Origin of the sequence: Pilosibacter rotomagensis, assembly GCF_045062245.2 — a bacterium.
Lineage (GTDB): Bacteria > Bacillota > Clostridia > Lachnospirales > Lachnospiraceae > Pilosibacter.
Window position 1 is genome coordinate 3,671,821 of record NZ_CM170323.1, and the last position, 21,589, is coordinate 3,693,409.

A 21,589-nucleotide genomic window follows, 5' to 3' on the forward strand; every position below is an offset into this window, starting at 1 on the left:
AATCTCACAAATTGGCAAGCAGTGTAAACCTGTACAGGTTCACTCATTTTCTCGATTTTCCCTTCGGTGCAATCTTCGCAAATTTGCTTGTTGGGGAAGCATCCCCAATCCCCTTTGAACATCATCTGCCGATGATGGCTACACGATTTTCAATCGTTTCTCAAAGAACAGTAGAATAAAAATTTGCCCATGGTTGAAAGCACCGAAATCGAAAAGCAAAAAAGCAGCCACGATCCGCACCCTTTGGGGAGTGCAGACCGTGGCTTTTTGCTTTAACGGAAGTTCTTCTTTTCCTCTTTCTCTTTCTCTTTTTCCTGCTCTTTCTGCCTGTCGATATTCAAAATCGTTTCAACCGTCCGTTTGGCAATCAGCAGTTCTTCTTTCTCTTTTCTGATCTGACGGTACTCAGCGTAGTCCTGCTTTTTCTGGACTGCCAGCTGATGAAACTCCTCATACAATGATTGCATGGACGGGAGCTTTGTAATCTGCAATTCATCAAAGGCTTGCTTCGCCGCTTTATGAATTGTGATTTCCTGACGGTGTTCTTCAAAGAATTTTTTGCTATATCCAGACTTGCGGTACTCGATATAAATTTGCCTTGTGTTGCGATAATTTTTGATGTGCTGCTGCAACGCCTGAACCTCAACCATACGTTTCTCTGCGACCTTGATAGAATCAGAAAGCGCATCGAACCGGGCAGACAGATTTTCAATATGAGCAGTCAGATCGTCGTAGTTGCCCAAGCCTTTTTCTTTCAGTAGGATTACCGTTCGGGCAGCTTCTTTTCGGTTGAACTTCTTCGCCCACTTTTCATAACCGACCGTCTTGCCCTCGGCCATCTTTGCCTGAATATCAATCAGCATCTGGAACTGCTTCGGGGCAGGAGCCTTGGCAGAGCCGCCTTTTGATTTGTGCAGGTTCTTGCCGGAGATAACCGCTTGAATTTCCTCTTTGCTATATCCTTCGCCCAGGGAACGCAGCCGAATGAAACGCTTCTGATTCTCGCCCTTGAACGCAGGCTGCTTTCCATCCTTGAACTCAAATCCCATGTCAGCCAGAGCCTGAACAAAGCCATCAAAGCTCTTTGGTTTCTGCTTCAGCACCGCATCAATCGCATCACATAATTCGTCACGCTGGGTACGCTTCTTGGGATAAACAGTTCTTTTCTGGCGCTCCCGATACGGCTTCGGTGTAATAATGGACAGCCCGTGTTCCAGGCAAACCATATCACTGAGTCTTTGCACCGCCAGACCGGAAAGAAAGAAGTTTTTGAATTTCCGTGTGGCATCCAGCGAGGTCGAATTATAAATGATATGATTGTGAATGTGGGATTTGTCGATGTGGGTCGCAACGATGAAAGCGTGTTTTCCCTTTGTCCATCGCATCGCTGTTTCATAGCCGACTTGGTTCGCTTCTTCCGGGGTGATTTCTCCCGGCTTAAAGGACTGGCGTATCTGGTATGCGATGATATTGTTCTTCTGCTGTCTGCCGGTAATATGCTGATACTGCCGTTTGGAAAGCAGAAATTCCTCATCTGCTGTCTTTGGATCACACTCATAGGAACTGATAAATTCGCCATCATTGGTTTTTGCGGCATTTTGTGAGTAGTCGGTTCTGTCTGCCAAACATTGAGCGACCGTCTTTCCCTTATTCACATGGAGTGCAATCAATCTTGTCGCTGCCATTCCCATCACTTCCTTCCCAAAAAGAAAAAGCCACCGGTCGGTGACTTTTCTCTGATATTATCTTATGACCTGATAAATGCTCCCAGACTTTCTCCAATATTCTCGACTTTCATAACAGCCCAGACGAGCAAGAACACCGCTGCTATTGTCGCAATTCCAAGAACCACAAGAATAAGCAGGGACTGCCACAAAGCCTTTACAATGCAGTAAATCGCAGATCCGCCAATGACCAAGAGCAATAAACCAATTACATAGGACACAACATTTGTAAGCAGATTTCCAAGAATGCAAATCACTTTTACAACGAACAGCACCGGCAGTGCCAATATCTTCAATACCAGCTTCATAGGCTCAACCCCTTTCTTTTAATTATATTGTACAAGGGTATCTGCCATAACGCAATGATGTCAACCCTTATGTAAAAGCCGCAGCCGAAACTGCGACTTCCCAACAAGTTGTCGGATTACTGGATTGAGGACAGGCGAACAAGAACTTCTCTCATGTCCGTCCAGATCTCCTCCAGCCGTTTTTGCAAATCCTCAATGTCAGCACGATAGATGCTGCCTGTTTCGTTCGCTCGCTTTGCGTACTGGTTCAGGTTGTTGGAGCAGATTCGCAGGAGCGAAACCAGGGCTTTCACATCCTGCAAATCCAGTCTGATACAGTAACCATCCAGAGCCATTTTCCGCAGATAGGCTCCCATGCTGCGGATGCCAAGCTCGTCCATCTTCTCATGGATTCGCTCGACCTCCTCCTTGGATGCAAGGAAATGAACATCCTGATCTCGCTTTGCCATTACAACACCTCCTCACGGGTTTCAGAGTATTTTGCAGGCGGGATATGCTCCGCTTTGGATTTCAGATCAGCCAACACAGAAGGACGCTCTGACTCGCTTCTTTCGTCACGATTTTCCACAGAGTCCTCCATATTCAGGGCTGCATCCAGTTCTGCCAGTCGCTGACTTTTGGCTGTCAGCTCTGCTTCCTGCGGGAACGGTTTTCCAACCTCCGCCTTGGCTGCTTCCTGCTGATTGTAGAGATTATTCAACTGCTCATTGGCTCGTTCTAAGCGCTCAAGGATGCCTGCAAGGGCATTGTCCAGTCGGGTGATATTTCCTCGTGCGTCCGTTCCAAGGGCTACTCTGTGGCTCACAGCGCCCTTCAGGGTCACATCGAACTCGTTCCGGAAACTGTCAAACGAAAGCTCCATCTGAAAGCCACGGTAACTGCCAAGAGGAACCGGATCGGCACTTTTCGTGTCCTTACAAGCCGCAAGGAGGATTTCACCGGCATCTGCCTTTTCGGTGTAGGCTTTGCCCATGATTTCCATGCCGCAAAAGCCATCGGCAATCTGCGGGTGTGCTTCCACGGTTTTAATATCAGCTTCAAAGCCATGAATATAGCCTGTCTGCTTTTCAATCTCAGCCGGGAAGTATTTCAGAAGCTTATCTTCCATACGGTACTGCTGGCTCTGGTGGTCAGCTTTCAGCACCTTCAGCCTTGCCACATCAATGTCCAAGTCCATCTTTTCCTTGATAAGCGGATTGCCGGCACACAGCGCCTTGATCTCCGCATAGGACAGCGCCTGCTCATCCACATCGTCACAGGAGCGAACCGGTGATTTGGAGGTCATAATCTGAGAAATAAACTTCTGCTTGTTTTCCAAGGTCTGATACAGGTAGGCATCGAAGGTTCCCTCGGTCACATACTGATACACCTGAACCTCTTTGTTCCGGTTGCCCTGACGGATGATACGACCGTTTCTCTGGGTCATATCAGACGGACGCCAACCCACATCCAAGTGGTGAACTGCCACCAATTTGTCCTGGACGTTGGTTCCTGCACCCATCTTTTGCGTACTGCCAAGAAGCACTCGCACCTGCCCGGTACGAACCTTGGCAAAGAGGTCTTTTTTCTTTGCCTCGGTATCTGCATCATGGATAAAGGCAACTTCTTCCGCAGGCACACCGTTTGCAATCAGCTTGGTTTTGACATCATCATAGACATTGAAGGTTCCATCATTTTTCGGTGTGCTAAGGTCGCAGAACACCAACTGGGTCAATTTGTCAGCCTGACCGTCCTGCCAGATACGCAGGATATTTCCCACGCAGGCATTGAGCTTGCTGTCAGGGTCATCGGGTAACAGGGTGTTCATTAGCCGCTGATCCAGTCCCAATTTTCGTCCGTCGCTGGTAATCTTGAGCATATTATCGACGGACGGGTCTACAATACCGGCATGAACATCTGCTGCTCTCTCTGAAAGGGAAGCCACCATATCCTTCTGGTACTCAGAGGGCTGAACCACAACCGTTTCAAACTTTGCTTCGGGAACAGGGAGATGCAACTGGTCAGAGGTCTTGATGTCGGCAACCTCCTTGAACATATTCATCAGTTCAGGCAGGTTGAAGAACTTCGCAAATCGGGTTCTGGCACGATAGCCGGTTCCCTCCGGTGCAAGCTCAATCGCAGTTGTTGTTTCTCCGAAGGTCGATGCCCAGGAATCAAAATGGGTCAGGTTCTTTTGCTGGAGCGTACTGTACTGGAGATAGCGCATGACCGTATAAAGCTCGGTCATCGAGTTACTTACTGGAGTACCGGTTGCAAAGATCACACCACGCCCGCCGGTCAGCTCATCCATATAGCGGCACTTCATAAACATATCCGAAGATTTCTGGGCTTCGGAGGTGGACAGACCTGCCACATTTCGCATTTTTGTGTAGAGGAACAAATTCTTGAACGCATGGCTTTCGTCCACAAACAGCCGGTCTACACCCAACTGCTCAAAGGTAATGACATCATCTTTCTTGTCAGCGGCAAGGAGCTTGTCCAGTCTGGCTTCCAATGATTTTCGTGTTTTCTCCATCTGCTTGATCGTGAAGTTTTCGCCACGCTGCCATTTCAGCTCCGCAATCGCACCCTCGATCTCATCAATCTGCTCCCGCAGCTGCCGTTCCTGTCGTTCGGCAGAAAGCGGGATTTTTTCAAACTGGCTGTGACCGATGATGACTGCATCATAGTCACCCGTTGCGATACGAGCGCAGAACTTCTTACGGTTTGCTGTTTCAAAATCCTTCTTGGTGGCAACAAGGAGCTTGGCACTCGGATAGAGGTGCAGGAACTCGTTTGCCCACTGTAAGGTCAAGTGATTCGGCACAACGAACAGGGATTTCTGGCTCAATCCAAGCCGTTTACTCTCCATAGCCGATGCAGCCATCTCGAAGGTCTTGCCCGCACCAACTTCGTGTGCAAGCAGCGTATTTCCACCATATAGCACATGAGCGATAGCATTTCTCTGGTGTTCACGGAGGGTAATATCCGGGTTCATGCCGCCGAAACGGATATGAGAGCCATCATACTCACGAGGTCTGGTGGAGTTAAAAAGTTCGTTGTACTTGGTGGAAAGGGTTTCTCGTCTGTGCGGATCTCTCCAAATCCAATCTCGGAACGCATCCTTGATTGCCTGCTGTTTCTGCTGTGCCAGGGTAGTTTCTTTTTTATTGAGGACACGCTTCTGCTTACCATCTGCATCTTCAATCGTATCATAGATACGAATATCCTTCAGATTCAGCGTTTCCTCCAGAATCCGATATGCGTTGGCTCGCTCTGTACCGTAGGTGACATACGCCGCCACATCGTTGTAGTTGGGAGAACTCTTACCGTTGATGCGCCACTCTGCGGTCAGCTCGGAGAACTTGACCTCAATGGAACGGCGCAAGTAATACGGCGTTTCAAAGGTTTCCTCCATGAACTGCTGAATATAATCGGCATCAATCCATGTTGCACCCAAACGCACATCAATCTCGGACGCATCCAAGTCCTTCGGCTGTGCTTTCTGCAAGGCTTCCACATTGATGTGGAAGGAAGAATCCCTGTCTGCCGCCATCTGTGCGACACGCAGCTTGCTTCTTACATCACCGGAAAGGTAATCATCGGCAGTCTGCCATCCAACTTCCACAGCATCGGGAGCCATCGGGTCTTTGAAGATCACCCCTCGAAGCTCTGCCTGAATCGCATCGTATTCTCCAGGTGTTCCAAGCAGCTGTGCCATAAACGGCAAATCCACCTTGCCACGCTCACCGATAGAGATTGCCAGAGCTTCGGACGGCGTATCCACGCTCGTCACTCTGCGTTCCGGCTTGATGGTTCGCTTGGTGAACATATCCGCCTTGCTTTTCAGATTGCCGTCCTCATCCACATTTTCCAGAGAACACAGGAGATAGTAGGAGGAATCGTCAGCAAATGCCTGACCATTGGCTCGATTATTGATAAGCCCGTTCTTTGCGGCAAACGCATCGTAGGCATCATTCAGTTCTGCCTGTTTCTGAGTAATCATTTCATCCGGGTAATCCTCAAGCTGATATTCGATCAGCTCGTTGACGATACCACGAAGTTCCACCATGCCCATCACACGGTCTTTTGCTTTCTCATTCAGGTCTACACGGCGCATCAGGGAGTTTTCACGGAAGTACACATTGCCATCCACCACGGTATAAGAGAAATTCTTTACATCCGGGGTTGCAGGAATGGTTTCGATTTCCTTACCCTTGTCAGCTTCGGGAAGCTCCACAGCCTGATAGGTTCCTTGGATGTGGGAAACTGCTTCTTTCAGAAGTTCGGACAGTTCCATGCCCTCAATGGGACGCACTGTAATGTCCATGCCGTAGGCGGTACTTTCTTCCACCGTATCGCCCAGAACCATTTCAGGATGAGCGACAAAGTAGCTGTTCATGGTGTGTCCTTCTTCGGTGCGGTCAAGGTTTACCCATTCCGGTACAATGTCAATCGGATGGTCACGCTTTTGCAGGAACAGGATGTCGGACACGACTTCCGTGCCTGCGTTTTTCTTAAAGGCATCGTTTGGCAGACGGATTGCACCAAGCAGTTCCGCCCTCTGCGCCATATATCGCCTTGCGTCAGAGTTCTTGGAATCCATGGTGTAACGGCTTGTCACAAAAGCGACCACACCACCGGGACGAACCTGATCCAAAGCCTTGGCAAAGAAATAGTTGTGAATGGAGAATCCCAGCTTGTCATACGGCTTGTCGGACACTTTGTAGTTGCCGAAAGGGACATTACCCACAGCCAGATCGTAAAAGTCTCGGCGGTCTGTCGTTTCAAAACCGGCTACTTTGATTTCTGCGTTGGGATAGAGCTTCTGAGCAATTCTGCCGGTGATGGAATCCAGTTCCACACCATACAAACGGCTGCTCTGCATTTCAGGAGGGAGCATACCAAAGAAGTTGCCGATACCCATAGCAGGCTCCAGAATATTTCCTGTTTCAAAGCCCATCTGTCCGACCGCATCGTAGATGGAGCGAATGACCGTAGGGCTGGTGTAATGTGCGTTCAGGGTGGAAGCTCTTGCCGCAGCATATTCATCTTCGGAAAGCAGGTTTTTCAGTGTCTGATACTCCTTCGCCCAATTTCCCTTGTCCGGGTCAAAGGCATCTGCCAGACCGCCCCAACCGACATAATTCGACAAAATCTCCTGTTCTTCGGTAGTGGCGTTCCTGTTCTCGCTTTCCAGTTTGAACAGAGTTTCAATGGCTGCGATGTTTCTTGCGAATTTCTGCTTCGGTCCACCTTCACCGATGTTGTCATCCGTGATGTGGAAGTTCACCGCAGGAACAGGTGGGATTTCTCTGGTGGTGATGGACTGCTCAAGCTGAGCGATAATGTCCATGACTTCGGCATTCTGCCATCCGTCCACCTGGGCATAATCCTGAATGATGGTGTCCTTTCCATCTACGCACTGTACGAAGTCCAGACTACCCGGCAGATCTCTGGTATTCATTGCACCCAGGGCTTTTCTCTGCGTGTCAGGAAGTGCATAGTAGGCTCGCAGGGCATCATCAAAGGAACTGTATTCCTTGATGTCCAGCGCACCCCGCTTCTGAATGTCCTCGGCAACATAAAAATGATCGATGAAGTGTTCCGGTTCCTGCTGTTCGGGTTCCGCACTGGCTCTGACCTGTGCGTGTGCCTTTTCGTCAGGGTAGTCCCCATAGATACGGATGCACTTATGCTCCTGCTGATCGTAAACGGCAGCACCATCGTACTTGAATCCGTCATCCTCCATGGTTCCGTCCACATAGCCCTGGGCAGCTTTTTCCGCTTCTTCCAGAGTGTAGTAGTCCAGTTTATCATCGAAGCCGTTTTCAAAGTGATGGTAGGCGGCAACCAGATAGCGGGGAGCCATGCGCTCCTCGTAGCTGTTAATCATCTCAGGTGTCAGCCATTCTGGTTTGTCGGGAATCATTTCATACAGCTCACGCATCTTGGCAATCTGTGCATGGCGGTTGCCTGCCCACAGATGCTTTTCGCTGTGCTGTCCTGCACCAAGGAAGTATTCGCAGTCCATACGCAGACGGTCTAACAGCTGATACTCAGGGGTGTAGTCCCTCGGTTCGGTTTTGCCCAGAAAATCCTCTGTAACGGGCTTTTCTTCGGTTTGGGCATCAACCCTTACCGCATGGTTTCTTTCGTCCTGAGAGAGCATACGCTCGAAATTCTCACGATTCTCGGCACGGAAGATGGGATAAGCAAGCGTAGGGTCACGCAGCTGAACTTCTCTGTCCGTGATCTGCTCCACACGGAAAGCTGTATCGTCCAGATATACCGTGTCACCGACCTGATAATTCCATTTCGGTTCCTCGGAAGCAGATGCTTCCACAACTTCGGCAGGCTCTGCCACAGGCGCTTCTGGCTGAACCGACTCCATCGCAGCTACGGACTGACGAACTTCCTCCAAATAGTCATTGGCAAGCCATTCGTCCGTGAAGTATTCCGTAACGCCTTCCGGGTCTACATAGTAGTCATCGGTCTGATTATCCCAGATCGCATACTCGCCATCCTCGGTATCAATCACTGCGAAACGGTCATAAACATCTTCCAACGGATCAGTTTTAGCTTCTTCGATAGCCTGTCGTTCCGCTTCTTCCTCCGGGCTGAGGTAGCGTCCCTTTCGTATCAGACCGTCGATTCTCTGCACCACCTGCGCCCAGGACATCTGCAATTTATCGCAACCGCTCTTGGTGTAAGCAACACCCTTGGCATCGTGATCCTGACCGCTGTGCGTTGCACCAGAGCAGGCATGGGAATGACCACCGGTTCCGTATTCATGCTTCAGGAAGTCCATCTTTTCCTTGGCAGAATGATTCTCCTGCCAGTAGTTATAAATACGGGCTTTACCACCGGAAAAGCCGCTTCCACGGGTCAAGTCTGCATTGACTTCATCATCCGTAATGAACTGGCGGACAAGGGGCATCTGCATCATATCGGTCTGATACTCACGCAAAGGCATATTCAACTCATACAGCTGTTTCTGAATGAGATTCAGCTTGTGATAGTGAAAACGAAGCAGATCGGGATTTTCCGCAAGGGTTTTTCTAAATTCCGAATACTGCTGTACCAAGGTTGCGTGGAAACGAGGGTCATCCAACTTTTCAGCCAAGTCTGCGGTTTCGTCAGGGAAACCACGAAACGGTTCCTGATGAAGAATTGCCAGATAGTTGCTGGAACGGGCTTCTTCACTCAAATCGTGATAAAGATGCCACAGGGATTCTGCCAACTTCTGACGCTCATATCCGGATGCTTCTACCAGTTCCACATTAGTTGCGAACCGACCATTTTCAAGCAGTTCTCCAATGCGCTCGGCAACCGTTTCCCAAGAAACGATCTGCGCTCTGGGGCTGTCAATGGCAGAGGAACCTTTGGCAAGGTGGATACCGTCCTCGGCATACCACGCACAGATATTCCCGCTATCTTCTTTCAGACCATAGCCGCCGTGATAGACCTGCTTTAAGGTCTGAACGATTTCTTCCAACGGCTTCTGCTTCATATATTCCAGCGCTACGACTTTTCGGGCTTCATCGGTATTGCTACCAAGCAGAAGGAAGTGGTCGATTTCTTCCTGGGCAAAAGAAAAAGCAGAGGGCGTAAAGCTCTCTGCTCGGTCGATAAAACTGATTTGTTCATTTTCGGAGAGGAAAAGGTTCAGACTCAGCTGTTGATAAGCTCCGTCATCACGACTTCCTCCGCCTGTGCTTTCAGGCTGTTCATGTGCTGCACCCACGCCATCTGCTGCGTTTCCTTGTCCGGTGCGGGGCTGTCCTTCAGGTACTGCTCCATCAGAAACTCCACTCTGGCTTTCGCTGTTTCCTCGATCTCCCACAGGTGCGGGAACAGGCTCTCCGTCAGAATCATGTCGTTCAGGAGCATCGGATTGTTCTGTTCCAAAAATGCTCGACGCATCCTGCCGTACTTGCCCAGAGGTTTCTCTCCCTCGTTCTCCAACTGAAGGTTCGGAATCTGATAATCTCCGGCCTGTCTGTAAGTCATCTCGCTCATAATCTGTACTCCTTTCGGTAGCTTTAATCTGCTCATGTTCTCCAATCGCTTTTTCGATTTCCTGAAACATCCTTGTGCTGATGGCATTCACCGCAGTACCAAGGGCATTTACCGTCTGTCTGGTGTTAAAATCAAACACCTTCTGGAAATCCTCATGCTCGAAGTAGTTGTCGGGACTTTCCACGAACCGGCAATACATCGTATAGGATACGCTGTTTGCCACCGCATTTTTGAAAGCTACTTCGATGTTGAGTTCATCATACTCCTCAAGGAAGCTGTTGGCAACGATGTCGAGGAACTGCTTTTTGTAATCGTCCCAATACTCAGCCGCCAGTGCGGATGCAATATCTTCAAGCTGTGCTTCCAGTACCCCGTCAGCGGCAACACCGAAGGTACGCTCCATCGCTTCCATGACATAGGAGCGGTTTTCAGGCGTCACCTCCCACGGTTTCAGTTCCGGGGAAGAACGGCGAACGCCGGTATCCGCCACATCAAACACATAGCGCAGATACGGTTTATCCCTGTTCATCACAAACAGAGCAATGCCGGTAGAGCCACGCTTTACATATCTGCGGTAATTTTCAGCGTTCCAGTCCTCATAGGGCTTGCAAAAGGTCGCATTGGGGCGCTGAGCATAAATCATCACCTGTTCCGGATAGGTGAACTCATAGTTGCGGGACATCGTTCTCAAAAACGAAGTCCAGTTATCTGTGTTCGAGGTGATTTTCCCAATCGTTTCTTTTGCTAATCCGGAATAAAATCGCTCTTTTGCGTTCATTGTATCCCTCCAATCCTATCAATCCGGATAAAGGTTCAGCTTCTCAAAGGCGGCATCGTCCATGGCTGAAACTTTACGGAGAACCGAGTCTGCCAAAGCAAAAAGCTCTGACTCGTCCTCCGAAAGCTGTTCCTTCATCAGTGTCAGTGCTTCACACAGCCCTGACCTTGTGCCAGGGCTGTAAAGCATCATCATGTTCCGCTCATCCTGTGTGAAATCCATCATTCAATCTCCCTTTCCGGGTGGCTCTTGGGCGGCTTATGGGAAACATCCGGCACGGGCTTTTCCTTTAACTGCTCCAACACCGAAGGACGTTCCTCTAATCCGGACGCTTTTCCGTTATTGATGATACCGTCAATCATCCCATAATCATCTTCCATTGCCATCTCTGCGTTTTTCAGGTAGTTTTCGGACTTCATAAAGTTTTCCAGCTTCTGAAACCCAACAGAATCTACATAGTGAAAGGATACCTCACCGACTACCTTTAAGGCTACGATGTCGCTGACCGACATACTGTGACCACGGAAATCATCCGGGTGGTCAATATTGAACTTTACATACAAATCTTCCAGCTGCCGATTCACATCCTCGGACATAGAAATGGAGCCATGATAGACCACCTCGTAACGGTCAATCTCAGGCTCCATTTCTTTCTTCTGAAGGTAGCTGTAATTTGCAAACATGAGCGGGATATTATCGTCTACATCTTCCCGCAGCTGAAGAATCGCATAGGAATCCGTGGGGCTTTCCAGAAAAGCAACCATTCTGTCATCCGGGGTGGTATTTCCGTGAACATCATCCCATTTTTCGTTTTTCATATCCGTGTCCTCCTTATCGTTCAGGCTCTTTGCGTTTGGGAGAGGGACTGGCAGGCGCAGCTTTTTCTGCGGCCTGTGCCAGTTTTTCCATGACCGACTCACGCTTCGGAGAGTCGAGCTTATCCAGCTGACTTTTCAGCACTTTGGCAACCTCAACCGCAGTTTCCTCACGGGCTTCTTCAATGGCTGTATTCAGGAACTCACGATACGGAGCCGTATTACCAGCGGCAAGATCTGCCTTGATTTCTTGGATATGCGCCTGCACATCATCGACCTGATCCATATATTCATAGGGGTCGAAGTTCTCTGCAAAACGGTCGAGCTTAAAAGCAAGCTCAGCGATAGGGTCATTGACCACCACCGCCTGTCTGCCGACTTCAAAAGCCTGCTCCATGACATCCTCATAGAACATTGCCCGCAGTTCCCGGCGCTCCAGCCCGAAGGATTCCAGAATATCCCGGCGGACTTCGAGCATGGACAGTTCAGGGTTATCAACCTGACCGCCATCAATCTCGTTGTAGTTTTCATCCAACAGGGTGTAGTCGTAACCATCTTCGCAGGTCTGCACCGCAAGGATTCTATCCTTTCCGACCTTCCATGCGGCTTCATCGCCCATAATCTCAGGCTCCGGCATATAGCTTGCGCCGTTGCGCTCCATAATTTCTGCAAACTGGCAGATATGAAACACATTGTATCCGATCTGCGTATGATACTCGTCAATGAAGGTGCAGGGCTTCACAACCATTTCATCCGGGTAGTGAATCTGCACACAGCTGCCATCGGGGATATGAAACAAATCCTTATAATGGCTGTCGATAAATCGGATTTCCTTACCATCCGGGTTGTACTCATTTGTCATTTGCGCTTTCCTCCATTTTCAAATTCCATACTGAACTTCGTTTTGCCATCATCTGATACCTCCATAAAGACGGTGGCATCAAAGGTGTTGCCCGTTCTTTCGGACTTGCAATTCTTGAGCTTTACCTTGCCGGAACCAAGCAATTTCTGCGCCGTGGCAGAAGTCATGCTCTTGCCGATGCTCGCAAAGTAGCGATTGTTTTTCCAGAGGGCAAATTTGCAAGCTCTGTTGGAACAGAAAAATGCCTTGGCTTTGTCCTCTACAGCACTGCCGCAGAGCGGGCATTTGCCGATAGAATTGGCTTCTTTCGACATCATAACCTCGGAATCACGGATTACTTCATAGTTCTGAATCAGACCGGCAATCACATCTTTGATCTCGTCCATAAAGTCCTCGCTGGCATATTCGCCTTTCTCAATGAGCAACAATTTTTCTTCCCAATCCGCCGTCATGGATGGGGACTGAATCTGTTCCGGCATGACTGTTACCAGAGCCGTACCCTTGTGGGTCGGAATCAGGTGTTTGGTTTTCTTATCACCCTTACGCTCCAGAAAACCGATGCGAACCAGCTTCTCAATGATACCGGCACGGGTCGCAGGCGTTCCCAAACCTTTGCGCTCCACCTCATCAGGCATTTCGTCCGCACCGGCAGTTTCCATAGCAGAAAGCAGAGTATCCTCGGTAAAGTGTTTAGGGGGAGATGTTTTCCCTTCCTTGATTTCCGTGCCGCTGACGGTCATTTCGTCACCAACGGAAACAGAAGGGAGTGTCTGCACGTTTTCGTCGGATTTTGTCGAATCATTTTTCTGAACCAGAGCTTTCCATCCATCCTGCACAACAGTTTTGCCTTTGGTGGAAAACACGGTACCGCCACAGTCCAGCTCAATAACTGTCTCTGCGTATCGGTGCGGATCGCCAACAGCTACGCACAACCGATTCGAGATCAGTTGCAAAATTGCAAGTTCACCCTTGGGAAGTTCGCTCAGATTGCATTTCTGCAATTCTCTGGTCGGAATGATGGCATGGTGATCTGTGACCTTTTTGTTATTCACAACCTGCTCTGCATGAACTGGTATGTTATCCACATCCTCCACGGGGAATGTGTGGAAAGCCAGCTTTACGAGGTCGGTCAGGCTATGTGCCATATCTTCCGTCAGAAACCTGCTGTCGGTACGGGGATAAGTGACCAGTTTCTTTTCATAGAGGTTCTGCGTGTAGTCCAAGGTCTGCTGTGCCGTGTAGCCAAGCACACGGTTGGCTTCTCTCTGTAAACTGGTCAGGTCATAGAGCGCAGGCGGCTTTTCTGTTTTCTCCTTACATTCAGCTTTCTGAACGATTGCCACCGAACAGCTTTGTTTGACAGCTTCGGCTGCTGCCTTGGTTTTGAAGCGTTCGCTTGCAGCCGTAAAACCATCCAATCCAATCTGAACTGTGTAGAACAGTTCAGGCTTGAATGCGGAAATGGCAGCTTCTCGCATAACAGCCATAGCAAGGGTAGGGGTCATAACACGACCAACATTCAGGGTCTGCCCGTAAAGGGTCGAAAAAAGTCGAGTAGCGTTAATACCAACAATCCAGTCGGCTCGTTCTCGACACAGTGCTGCTTCATACAAAGCATCATATTCCGTTCCAGACCTGAGATTTTCAAAGCCCTCCTTGATTGCTACATCTTCCATCGAGGAAATCCAAAGCCGCTCAAACGGCTTTCTGCACCCGGCTTTGTGGTACACCAACCGAAAGATCAGCTCGCCCTCACGACCGGCATCTGTTGCACACACAAGACTCGCAACATCTTCTCTGGCCATGAGCTTTTTCAGAATCCCAAACTGTTTTTTCGTACCGGCAGAAACCTCATACTGCCAGTCCATCGGGAAGATAGGAAGGTCTGCATAAGCCCATTTGCTGTACTTCGCATCATAGACTTCCGGCTGTGCCAGCTCCACCAAATGCCCTACACACCAGCTGACCACATATCCGTTTCCCTCTAAGTAGCCATCCTCACGCTTGGCAGCACCTAACACTTTGGCAATACTCTGTGCAACCGAAGGCTTTTCAGCCAAAACTAATTTCATTTGCATCTGCTCCTTTCACAAAAAAATAAGCAGCCACACACCGTAGTGCATGACTGCTATGTAAAAAGTTCGGAAAGGATTTTTGCAACCTGATACAATTTTCTGTTCTACAATCTCCGTCATAATAAAAATATCTCCATCATTTCAAAAAAGAATGACGGAGATATTTCACCTTGCTTATTCTTGTAGCAACCAATCGGCTATATCGTGAATTTCGATTCCTTCATAGCTATATTGGGGATGTTTGGTTCTGGCAATAATCATTTTCGGATAAGCGTCTCGAATCTGAAGCAGAGGAGAGCATTCTCTCTCAAATGTTTCCTGCCCGGAAATGTTGTCGCTGACCTGAATATAAATCTTTTCGCTACCTCTCTGAGCAACAAAGTCGATTTCCTTTTGATAGAGCTTGCCGACATAGACATCATATCCACGGCGAAGAAGCTCGATACAAACAACGTTTTCATATACTCTGCCATAGTCTATATTTCTGCTTCCCAGTATTGCATATCGAATACCGCTGTCACACAAATAGAACTTTTCAGAGCTTTCAAGGTATTTCTTACCTCGGATGTCATATCTCTTAATATCATAAAATACAAAAGCATTGCACAAATACTTAATGTACTTGCCGACGGTTACATGATTGGTTGGAGTCTCATTTGCTGTCAGTAGCTGACTGACCTTATTCGGAGAAGTCAGGTTGCTGATATTATCCATAAGGAACTCGCTCAGACGTTGTAAAACCAAAGTGTCCGGGAGAGTATATTTCTGTACCAAATCCCTTGTAACAATCGTTTCGTAGACCTCTTTGATATAGTTTGTTCTGTCTTTTTCGGTTCTATAAGCATAGGAACCTGCTAAACCGCCCTTGATAGCGTACTCATCAAAGAGCTTATCTTTGTCACTAATATCATCATAATACTGGCAATATTCCTGGAAGCTGAAAGGAAACACATGAATTTCAATATAGCGTCCGGTAAACAGAGTTGCCAGATCTGCACTCAACAGGAAAGCATTAGAGCCTGTTACATAGATGTCGTATTTTCCCTTAGAGTACAGGCTATTGATTGCCAACTCAAACTTGGGACACATCTGAACCTCGTCTACAAACAGGTAGTTCGTTTTTCCTTCCTGATAATGTTCTTCCACATAGGCGTGTAAGGCATGGTATTCCTTGATTTCTTCATACGCCAAATCCATGAAGTCGATGAAGATAATATTGATGTTTTCAAAATTGCTTTTCAGATACGCAATATACGCCTGCATCAATTTGGACTTACCAGATCGACGAATGCCCGTGATGATCTTGATGTCAGGAGTACCATTCAGTTCAATGATTCTATCGAGATATTTTGCTCTCGTGATTGTTTTCATATAGTCACCCGCTTTCAAAAATTGAAGTTTTTTCATTTCTCGAAACCGCTTCGCTGTACTTATTATACTGTCTGCTAATAGTATATGCAAGATGTCACTTTCAAAAACGCAAATTTTTTTATTTTTTGAAAGCGGAAACTATGTAAAGGCAACCCGAAGGCTGCCCCAGGCATCAAGCCTATCCTGTTTACACAGGTTCATTATCATCTTCATCGACGGAGCTATCTTCATCGTCGTCCTCAAACTCCGGATCGTACCCATAGTCCTCGTCATCGTCCACATAATCAGCATCTGGGTCAGGCTTTGCCGCTTCCTGTGCCTTCTTCTTTTCCTGGACTTTCTTAAATACGAAGAATCCACCACCACAGGCAAGCACAATCAGAGTAAGAATCGCCGGGAGCATATTTGTGGATTTCGGCTTTTCCTCCGGTGTCGGTTCTGTAATTTCAGGAACTGTTTCAACTACTTCCGGCTTTGTTTCCTCAACCGGCTTGGTGAACTCTGCAACTTCTTCCTCGTCCATCAGCTTGAGCAGGTCGGCTTCATCCACCTGATTCAGAAAATGCACGGTTTCCTCGCCCTTATCATCACGGTCAATGATGATATAGAAGTAGTTTCCGTTTTTGGTTACAGCGGTAATGAACTGCTTTCCGCTTTTCGTAGGCGAGCCAGCGTCATCAACCAAAGTCAGATTGCCGTCGGGAGTAAGCGGTAGCATCGGCTCCTCCGGCTCTGTTTCGGGAACTTTTTCTTCGACCGCAGGTTCTTCAGTCGCTACGCTTTCATCTACATAGGCAAATGCCGTTGTAGAAAACACGCCAAAACACATTGCACACGCCAGCAATGCGGCTCCAATTTTCTTAAATCTCATTCTGCGTTTCCTCCTCATTCATAGTATTGATCGTATCAGGCTTCGGAGCCATATCCGCAGCAAACATACGGAGCAGCTCGGAAAGCTGTTCGGGATTCAGGTTCGCAGCATGAACCATCTCATGGATTTCGGAATTTTCCTCCTCACGGTATCTGCGTTCCAGGTCTTTCACCTTAGCATCCCATTCTGCCCGTTTCTTACGGGCTTTTTCAAGGTCTGCACCTATTCTGTCTAACTTGGCACTCAATCGCCATCCCTCCTTTAGTTTCTGATTCTGCCGAAGCAGTAAAAATGCTGTTGCCAGTAATTCGATTCGATAGAAGCGTAGGAAATGGGGTTTCCGCAGTGGATCATCATACCATTGCCAACATAGATACCAACGTGTGATGCACCGGAGGTATCATAAGTGCCTTGGAAGAAAATCAAATCTCCCGGTTTGGCAGAGCTTTTCGGGATAATGTCGCATACGCCCATCAAACCGTTTGCGGTCAAACGACCAACACTCCAACCGTTTCCGCAGTGATTGATTACATAGGAAACAAATCCGGAGCAGTCAAAGGAGGTAGACGGGCTGCTACCGCCCCACACATACGGGTATCCCAGATATTTTTCAGCTTCCCGAATCATATTGGCAAATCTTGTGTCTGTCAGCGCTTCGCCCGGAATATCATAATCGGTGTACTCGCCGCCAGGGGTGGCGTAAATGTCATTTCCGAAAATATCCGGTCTGTTGCCCCTTGTCTGAAGCAAAATTCTATATCGCTCCATATCATCTTCCGACAAGCCGGAATTTGAAATCACACTGTTCAAGCCCTTATTTCTGAGCTTCACATTCAGAATATAATATTCGTAATCTTCTTCCTCTGTTGTTGTCTCTCCCGTTTCGGGATCAGTAGAAGATGTTGTTCGTGTACGAATCTCTACTACTTCCGTCAGGGTCAGCTCATATTGTTGCTCAAATAGCCATTGCAGGGTAGCCTGCACCTCATCTCTGGTGTAATCCTCAAACTTCACCGTCAAATACGCCGCCAGCTCATAAGGATTGTGGTTGATTTCATCAAGGTCATACCGGTACTCGTCATATCCGCTATGAGTACGCTCGATATTATTGATTTTATTGCGGAGCGCAGCTTCCAAAGCCTTGTAATCATTGTCCGCACCAATAATATCTTCCTCTTTTGCAGTAAAAGAAGTTCCCAGAATGATCTGTGTGCCGCCTTGGAACATAGCCGAACAAGACGAGAACATCCCTGAGAGTATCATAAAAAGCAGTCCGGCAATCAAAACAAACAGAATCGTTTTAGAGTGTGTGGTGCAGAACTCCGTTACTCTTTCTGTGATGTTCTTGGCTCCCTGAGCTGCTTTGCCCGTTGCCTTGCCTGCACCCTTAGATGCAGAAGCCGTTGTCGAAGCGGTATTCTTACCGGCTTTGGCGGCAGCATATTCTTTCTTGATTGCCCTTTTCTGTTGCCAACGGGAAAAGGGATTGGAACCGGCATCGGGGTTGTCCTTTTTGAACTTCTCATACAGGGCATTTACATTTGCTTTATCTGACTTCTCAACCAGCTTTTCCGCCTTGTCGTAGGCTTTCAGCTTGTGACTGTAAACGGCATGATCGACGGTATAGACAGTGGATTCAACAGCCTTGGTCGTTTCCTGCACAGCCTGAACGCCGATATTATCATCCTCATATTCTGACACCGCCCGATGTGCTTTGGATGTGAGCGTGACTGCGGCACCACGGCTTGCCATGTGCTTTGCCACAGATGGGCGCTCGATTTCCGTAAACTCCGCTTTTTCAAAACGGAGCTTTGCTTTACGGGAACCGGCTGCATCTGTTTCCAGCTTTAGCTTCGGCTTTGCCTTTTTAGAAGCCAATTTGTCTGCCGCTTTTTCAGCCCTATCAACCGCCTTATCTGCACGGTCGGCAGCTTTCTTCACATGAGAATCTGCAAGGTCATCTTCGGTAAAACGGAGTCGTGTAGGTCTTTTCGCCATACATTACGCCTCCTTTTCCTGTGCCACCTCGTTTAACTTCGTGGTCATAATGCGATACAGTTCCAGATCTGTCGGGAATCGGTCAATGAACGGCAGAATCACATTGCCATAGAACAGAAGTCCTTCGCCCTCACCGGAGTTGGTTACATAGGACAGCTGATGCGGCGAAATGTTCAACCGCTGTGCCAGAATACTTCGGTCATCGCTTGCCTGATTCAGCATATAGATGAAATCAGAGTTTTCGAGGATGTTGGCAATCTCCGGGGAACGAAGCAGGTCTTTGACATTCTGAGTAATACCGGTCGGCAAGCCGCCCCATTTACGGAATCGCTTCCAGATTTCTACGGAATAGGTTGCCGTCTGTTCTTCCTTCAGAAGCAGATGGAACTCGTCAATATAATATCTGGTCGATTTACCGGCAGAACGGTTGGCAGTTACACGCCCCCAGACCTGATCCTGAACGATCAGCATACCGATTTTTTTCAGCTGATTGCCCAGCTCCTTAATGTCGAAGCACACCAGACGATTCTGAATATCCACATTGGTTCTGTTGTTAAACAGTTTCAGAGAACCCTTAACATAGATTTCCAAGGCGGTCGCTACATGGTGGGCTTCCTTTTCGTCCTGTTTCAGAAGGGCATCATACAAATCCTCAAGGATCGGCATATTCTCAGGGGCAGGATTGTCGAAATATCTCTGGTAAATCTGATGCACACAACGGTCGATAACCGTCTTTTCGATAGGCTGCAAGCCATCCTTACTGCCCATAATCAACTCACAGAGGGACAGGATAAAATCAGCTTTCAGTGCTACCGGGTTGTCATCCTCAGAGTAGTTCAGGTTGATGTCCATAGGGTTGATATAGTTGGTACTGGAGGAGCTGATTTTTACCACCTGACCATTGAACTTGTGAACCAGAGCCGCATATTCCGCTTCGGGGTCGCAGATGATAATATCGTCATCCGTAACCAGGAACGCATTGGTGATTTCACGCTTTGCGGAAAAGGATTTACCGGAACCGGGAGTACCCAGAATCAGTCCGTTGGGGTTCTTGAGCTTCTTTCTGTCCACCATGATAAGGTTGTTCGACAGAGCATTCAGCCCGTAATAGAGCGTTTCTCCACCATTCTGGAACAGCTCCTGCGTGGTGAAAGGCACAAAAATAGCCGTGGAACTGGTAGTCAGGCCACGACGAATCTCAATCAGGTTTTGTGCCAAAGGCAGGCTGCTCATCAGTCCGGATTCCTGCTGAAAATCCAAACGACGCAGATTGCAGTTATGCTTCTGGGCGATGCTCTGTGCCTGGAACACATTGTTCTCCAGTTCCTGCTCGGTGCGCCCGGTGTTCAGCACCAGAAATGTCACCATGAACATTCGCTCATTCTGGCTCTGCAATTCTTTCAGAAGTGACTTCGCATCTTTACCATAGGTAGCAAGGTCAGATGGGATAATGTCCATGTCATAGCCAGAACGCACAGCCTTTTTCTGTTCCTCGATTTTGGAACGGTCAAGCTCGGTGATGATTCTCTTGATGGTCTTAATCGCCGCAGTCTGGTCAACCGACTGGATGTGCATGGTCACGATCTGCGTGGATTCCATATCCAGAAAATCCGCCAGCATACGATCAGACAGGTCTGATGCCGTAATTGCCAGATAAGACATCGAACCGAAGATACTGCCCATCTGGAAGGTGCGGTTGGTCTTAAAGGCAAACGCCGTCGGAGCAATGAAGTCCTTTACGGACAGCCCGGATTCCACAAGATACTTCCAATCGAAGAAGAACTTATCATTATCACCCATGTGGAACATAGAGTGCATCAGATGCAGCCGCTCTTTGCCGTTCATGGTAGTGGCAATGACACCCAAACGCCGAAAGTTATTGAGCAGATCGTTTTCGATATGGTTGAGTCTCGGCTTTGCCTGCCGCATGGATTCGGCTTCAATGCCGAATGTCAGGTACTTGGTTTTGGTCAAGCCGTTGTTGCCCTGCGCCAACTGCTTTTTCAGCATCTGGCTATACTCGGCACGGACGGGATTGAAGCTGTCCTTCTTGAACGGGATACGGATACTCTTTTCAAAGCTTTCAGCATCGGTACTCAGGTTCATAAAGGAAAGCTCAAAGTGAATGGAGCTGTCAAAGAAATTCAGGAAACTGCACCACTCATCGAAGATGGCAGTCTTATCTTCCTGCTGTGCCAGCTGATAGTTGATGTCCTGAAACTGAATGGTCTTGGTGTAATAACTGTCAGTGACACGGCAGATGCCATCCGGGAACATTCTCTGAAAGGGAATGGACTGCTGTGCAGTCTGCGGAATACCGTTGTCCTTCTTTGCCCGTTCCACAACAGCTTTAATTTCTCGCTGCTGCTTCCGATTCAGATTTGCAGGCATTTTGATGTTTCTTGCCTGTGGCTTCTTTTTGAAAAACAATTCGTTCAACCTCCTTTTCCAGTTTGTACTGACGCATCAAAGCGTCATAATAGTTGTCCGTCTGATAAGGGCGAACCTTGGGACGAACGAATTTGGTCTGAATGAAGTGTTCTACAACCACTTCCAACGGCTGACTATCCTTTTCATACATTGCCAGAAAGAACAACGGTAACATGACGATCATCATGGACAGTGCTGCAAGGCTCACATTTCCGGTTGCTTTGACCAGAAAGAAAATCGGCACTCCGATGAGCGCCGCCGCACCAAAGCAAAGTAACTGCCGTTTCGTCAGATTGAAGAACACTTTTGTTTTTACCCTCGTCAGGTCACGAGGTACGGGAATATACGCTGCCAAA

General features: G+C 48.2%; 14 protein-coding genes. All 14 read right to left on the reverse strand.

Features of this window, described 5'->3' with window-relative positions; genetic code table 11:
• Window positions 1-272: 272 nt before the first annotated feature.
• The gene (locus ACI3EW_RS16730) at window positions 273-1,685 is read right to left on the reverse strand and encodes a relaxase/mobilization nuclease domain-containing protein (protein WP_002578945.1); all 1,413 of its coding nucleotides are present in this window, start codon (window positions 1,683-1,685) and stop codon (window positions 273-275) included.
• 62 nt (window positions 1,686-1,747) lie between these two features.
• On the reverse strand, window positions 1,748-2,032 hold the full coding sequence (locus tag ACI3EW_RS16735) for a hypothetical protein (RefSeq protein WP_002578946.1): 285 nt from the start codon (window positions 2,030-2,032) through the stop codon (window positions 1,748-1,750).
• A 116-nt stretch (window positions 2,033-2,148) separates the two neighbouring features.
• The gene (locus ACI3EW_RS16740; RefSeq protein ID WP_002578947.1) at window positions 2,149-2,481 is read right to left on the reverse strand and encodes a plasmid mobilization protein; all 333 of its coding nucleotides are present in this window, start codon (window positions 2,479-2,481) and stop codon (window positions 2,149-2,151) included.
• A complete protein-coding gene (locus ACI3EW_RS16745; protein ID WP_002304391.1) occupies window positions 2,481-10,811 on the reverse strand; it encodes an LPD11 domain-containing protein in 8,331 nt (2,776 codons plus the stop codon). The genes ACI3EW_RS16740 and ACI3EW_RS16745 overlap by 1 nt, the downstream gene beginning before the upstream one ends.
• Window positions 10,812-10,829: 18 nt before the next feature.
• Window positions 10,830-11,036 carry a transposon-transfer assisting family protein gene (locus tag ACI3EW_RS16750; RefSeq protein ID WP_002578948.1) on the reverse strand — a complete coding sequence of 69 codons (207 nt, stop codon included), beginning with the start codon at window positions 11,034-11,036 and terminating at the stop codon, window positions 10,830-10,832.
• Window positions 11,033-11,629 (reverse strand): YodL domain-containing protein, encoded by a 597-nt coding sequence (locus ACI3EW_RS16755; RefSeq protein ID WP_002304389.1) that lies wholly within the window; start codon window positions 11,627-11,629, stop codon window positions 11,033-11,035. Before ACI3EW_RS16755 ends, ACI3EW_RS16750 begins: the two co-directional genes overlap by 4 nt.
• A 13-nt stretch (window positions 11,630-11,642) precedes the next feature.
• Complete coding sequence (locus tag ACI3EW_RS16760) at window positions 11,643-12,488, reverse strand: LPD16 domain-containing protein (protein ID WP_002304387.1); 846 nt, start codon at window positions 12,486-12,488, stop codon at window positions 11,643-11,645.
• Window positions 12,485-14,560 (reverse strand): DNA topoisomerase 3, encoded by a 2,076-nt coding sequence (locus ACI3EW_RS16765; RefSeq protein ID WP_002578949.1) that lies wholly within the window; start codon window positions 14,558-14,560, stop codon window positions 12,485-12,487. Before ACI3EW_RS16765 ends, ACI3EW_RS16760 begins: the two co-directional genes overlap by 4 nt.
• A 177-nt stretch (window positions 14,561-14,737) precedes the next feature.
• Entirely contained in the window at window positions 14,738-15,970 is a 1,233-nt protein-coding gene (locus ACI3EW_RS16770; RefSeq protein ID WP_002304383.1) for an ATP-binding protein, read from the reverse strand.
• 151 nt (window positions 15,971-16,121) lie between these two features.
• Window positions 16,122-16,805, reverse strand: a complete 684-nt coding sequence (locus tag ACI3EW_RS16775) for a DUF4366 domain-containing protein (RefSeq protein WP_002578950.1) — start codon at window positions 16,803-16,805, stop codon at window positions 16,122-16,124.
• Window positions 16,795-17,052: a DUF4315 family protein gene (locus ACI3EW_RS16780; RefSeq protein ID WP_002304378.1), complete on the reverse strand. Its 258-nt coding sequence runs from the start codon at window positions 17,050-17,052 to the stop codon at window positions 16,795-16,797. Before ACI3EW_RS16780 ends, ACI3EW_RS16775 begins: the two co-directional genes overlap by 11 nt.
• A gap of 14 nt (window positions 17,053-17,066) precedes the next feature.
• A complete protein-coding gene (locus ACI3EW_RS16785; RefSeq protein ID WP_002304377.1) occupies window positions 17,067-18,803 on the reverse strand; it encodes a C40 family peptidase in 1,737 nt (578 codons plus the stop codon).
• A gap of 3 nt (window positions 18,804-18,806) precedes the next feature.
• Window positions 18,807-21,194, reverse strand: coding sequence for a VirB4-like conjugal transfer ATPase, CD1110 family (locus ACI3EW_RS16790; RefSeq protein WP_002588967.1), 2,388 nt, complete (start codon window positions 21,192-21,194; stop codon window positions 18,807-18,809).
• Window positions 21,154-21,588: a PrgI family protein gene (locus ACI3EW_RS16795; RefSeq protein WP_002304375.1), complete on the reverse strand. Its 435-nt coding sequence runs from the start codon at window positions 21,586-21,588 to the stop codon at window positions 21,154-21,156. Before ACI3EW_RS16795 ends, ACI3EW_RS16790 begins: the two co-directional genes overlap by 41 nt.
• Window position 21,589: the final 1 nt, after the last annotated feature.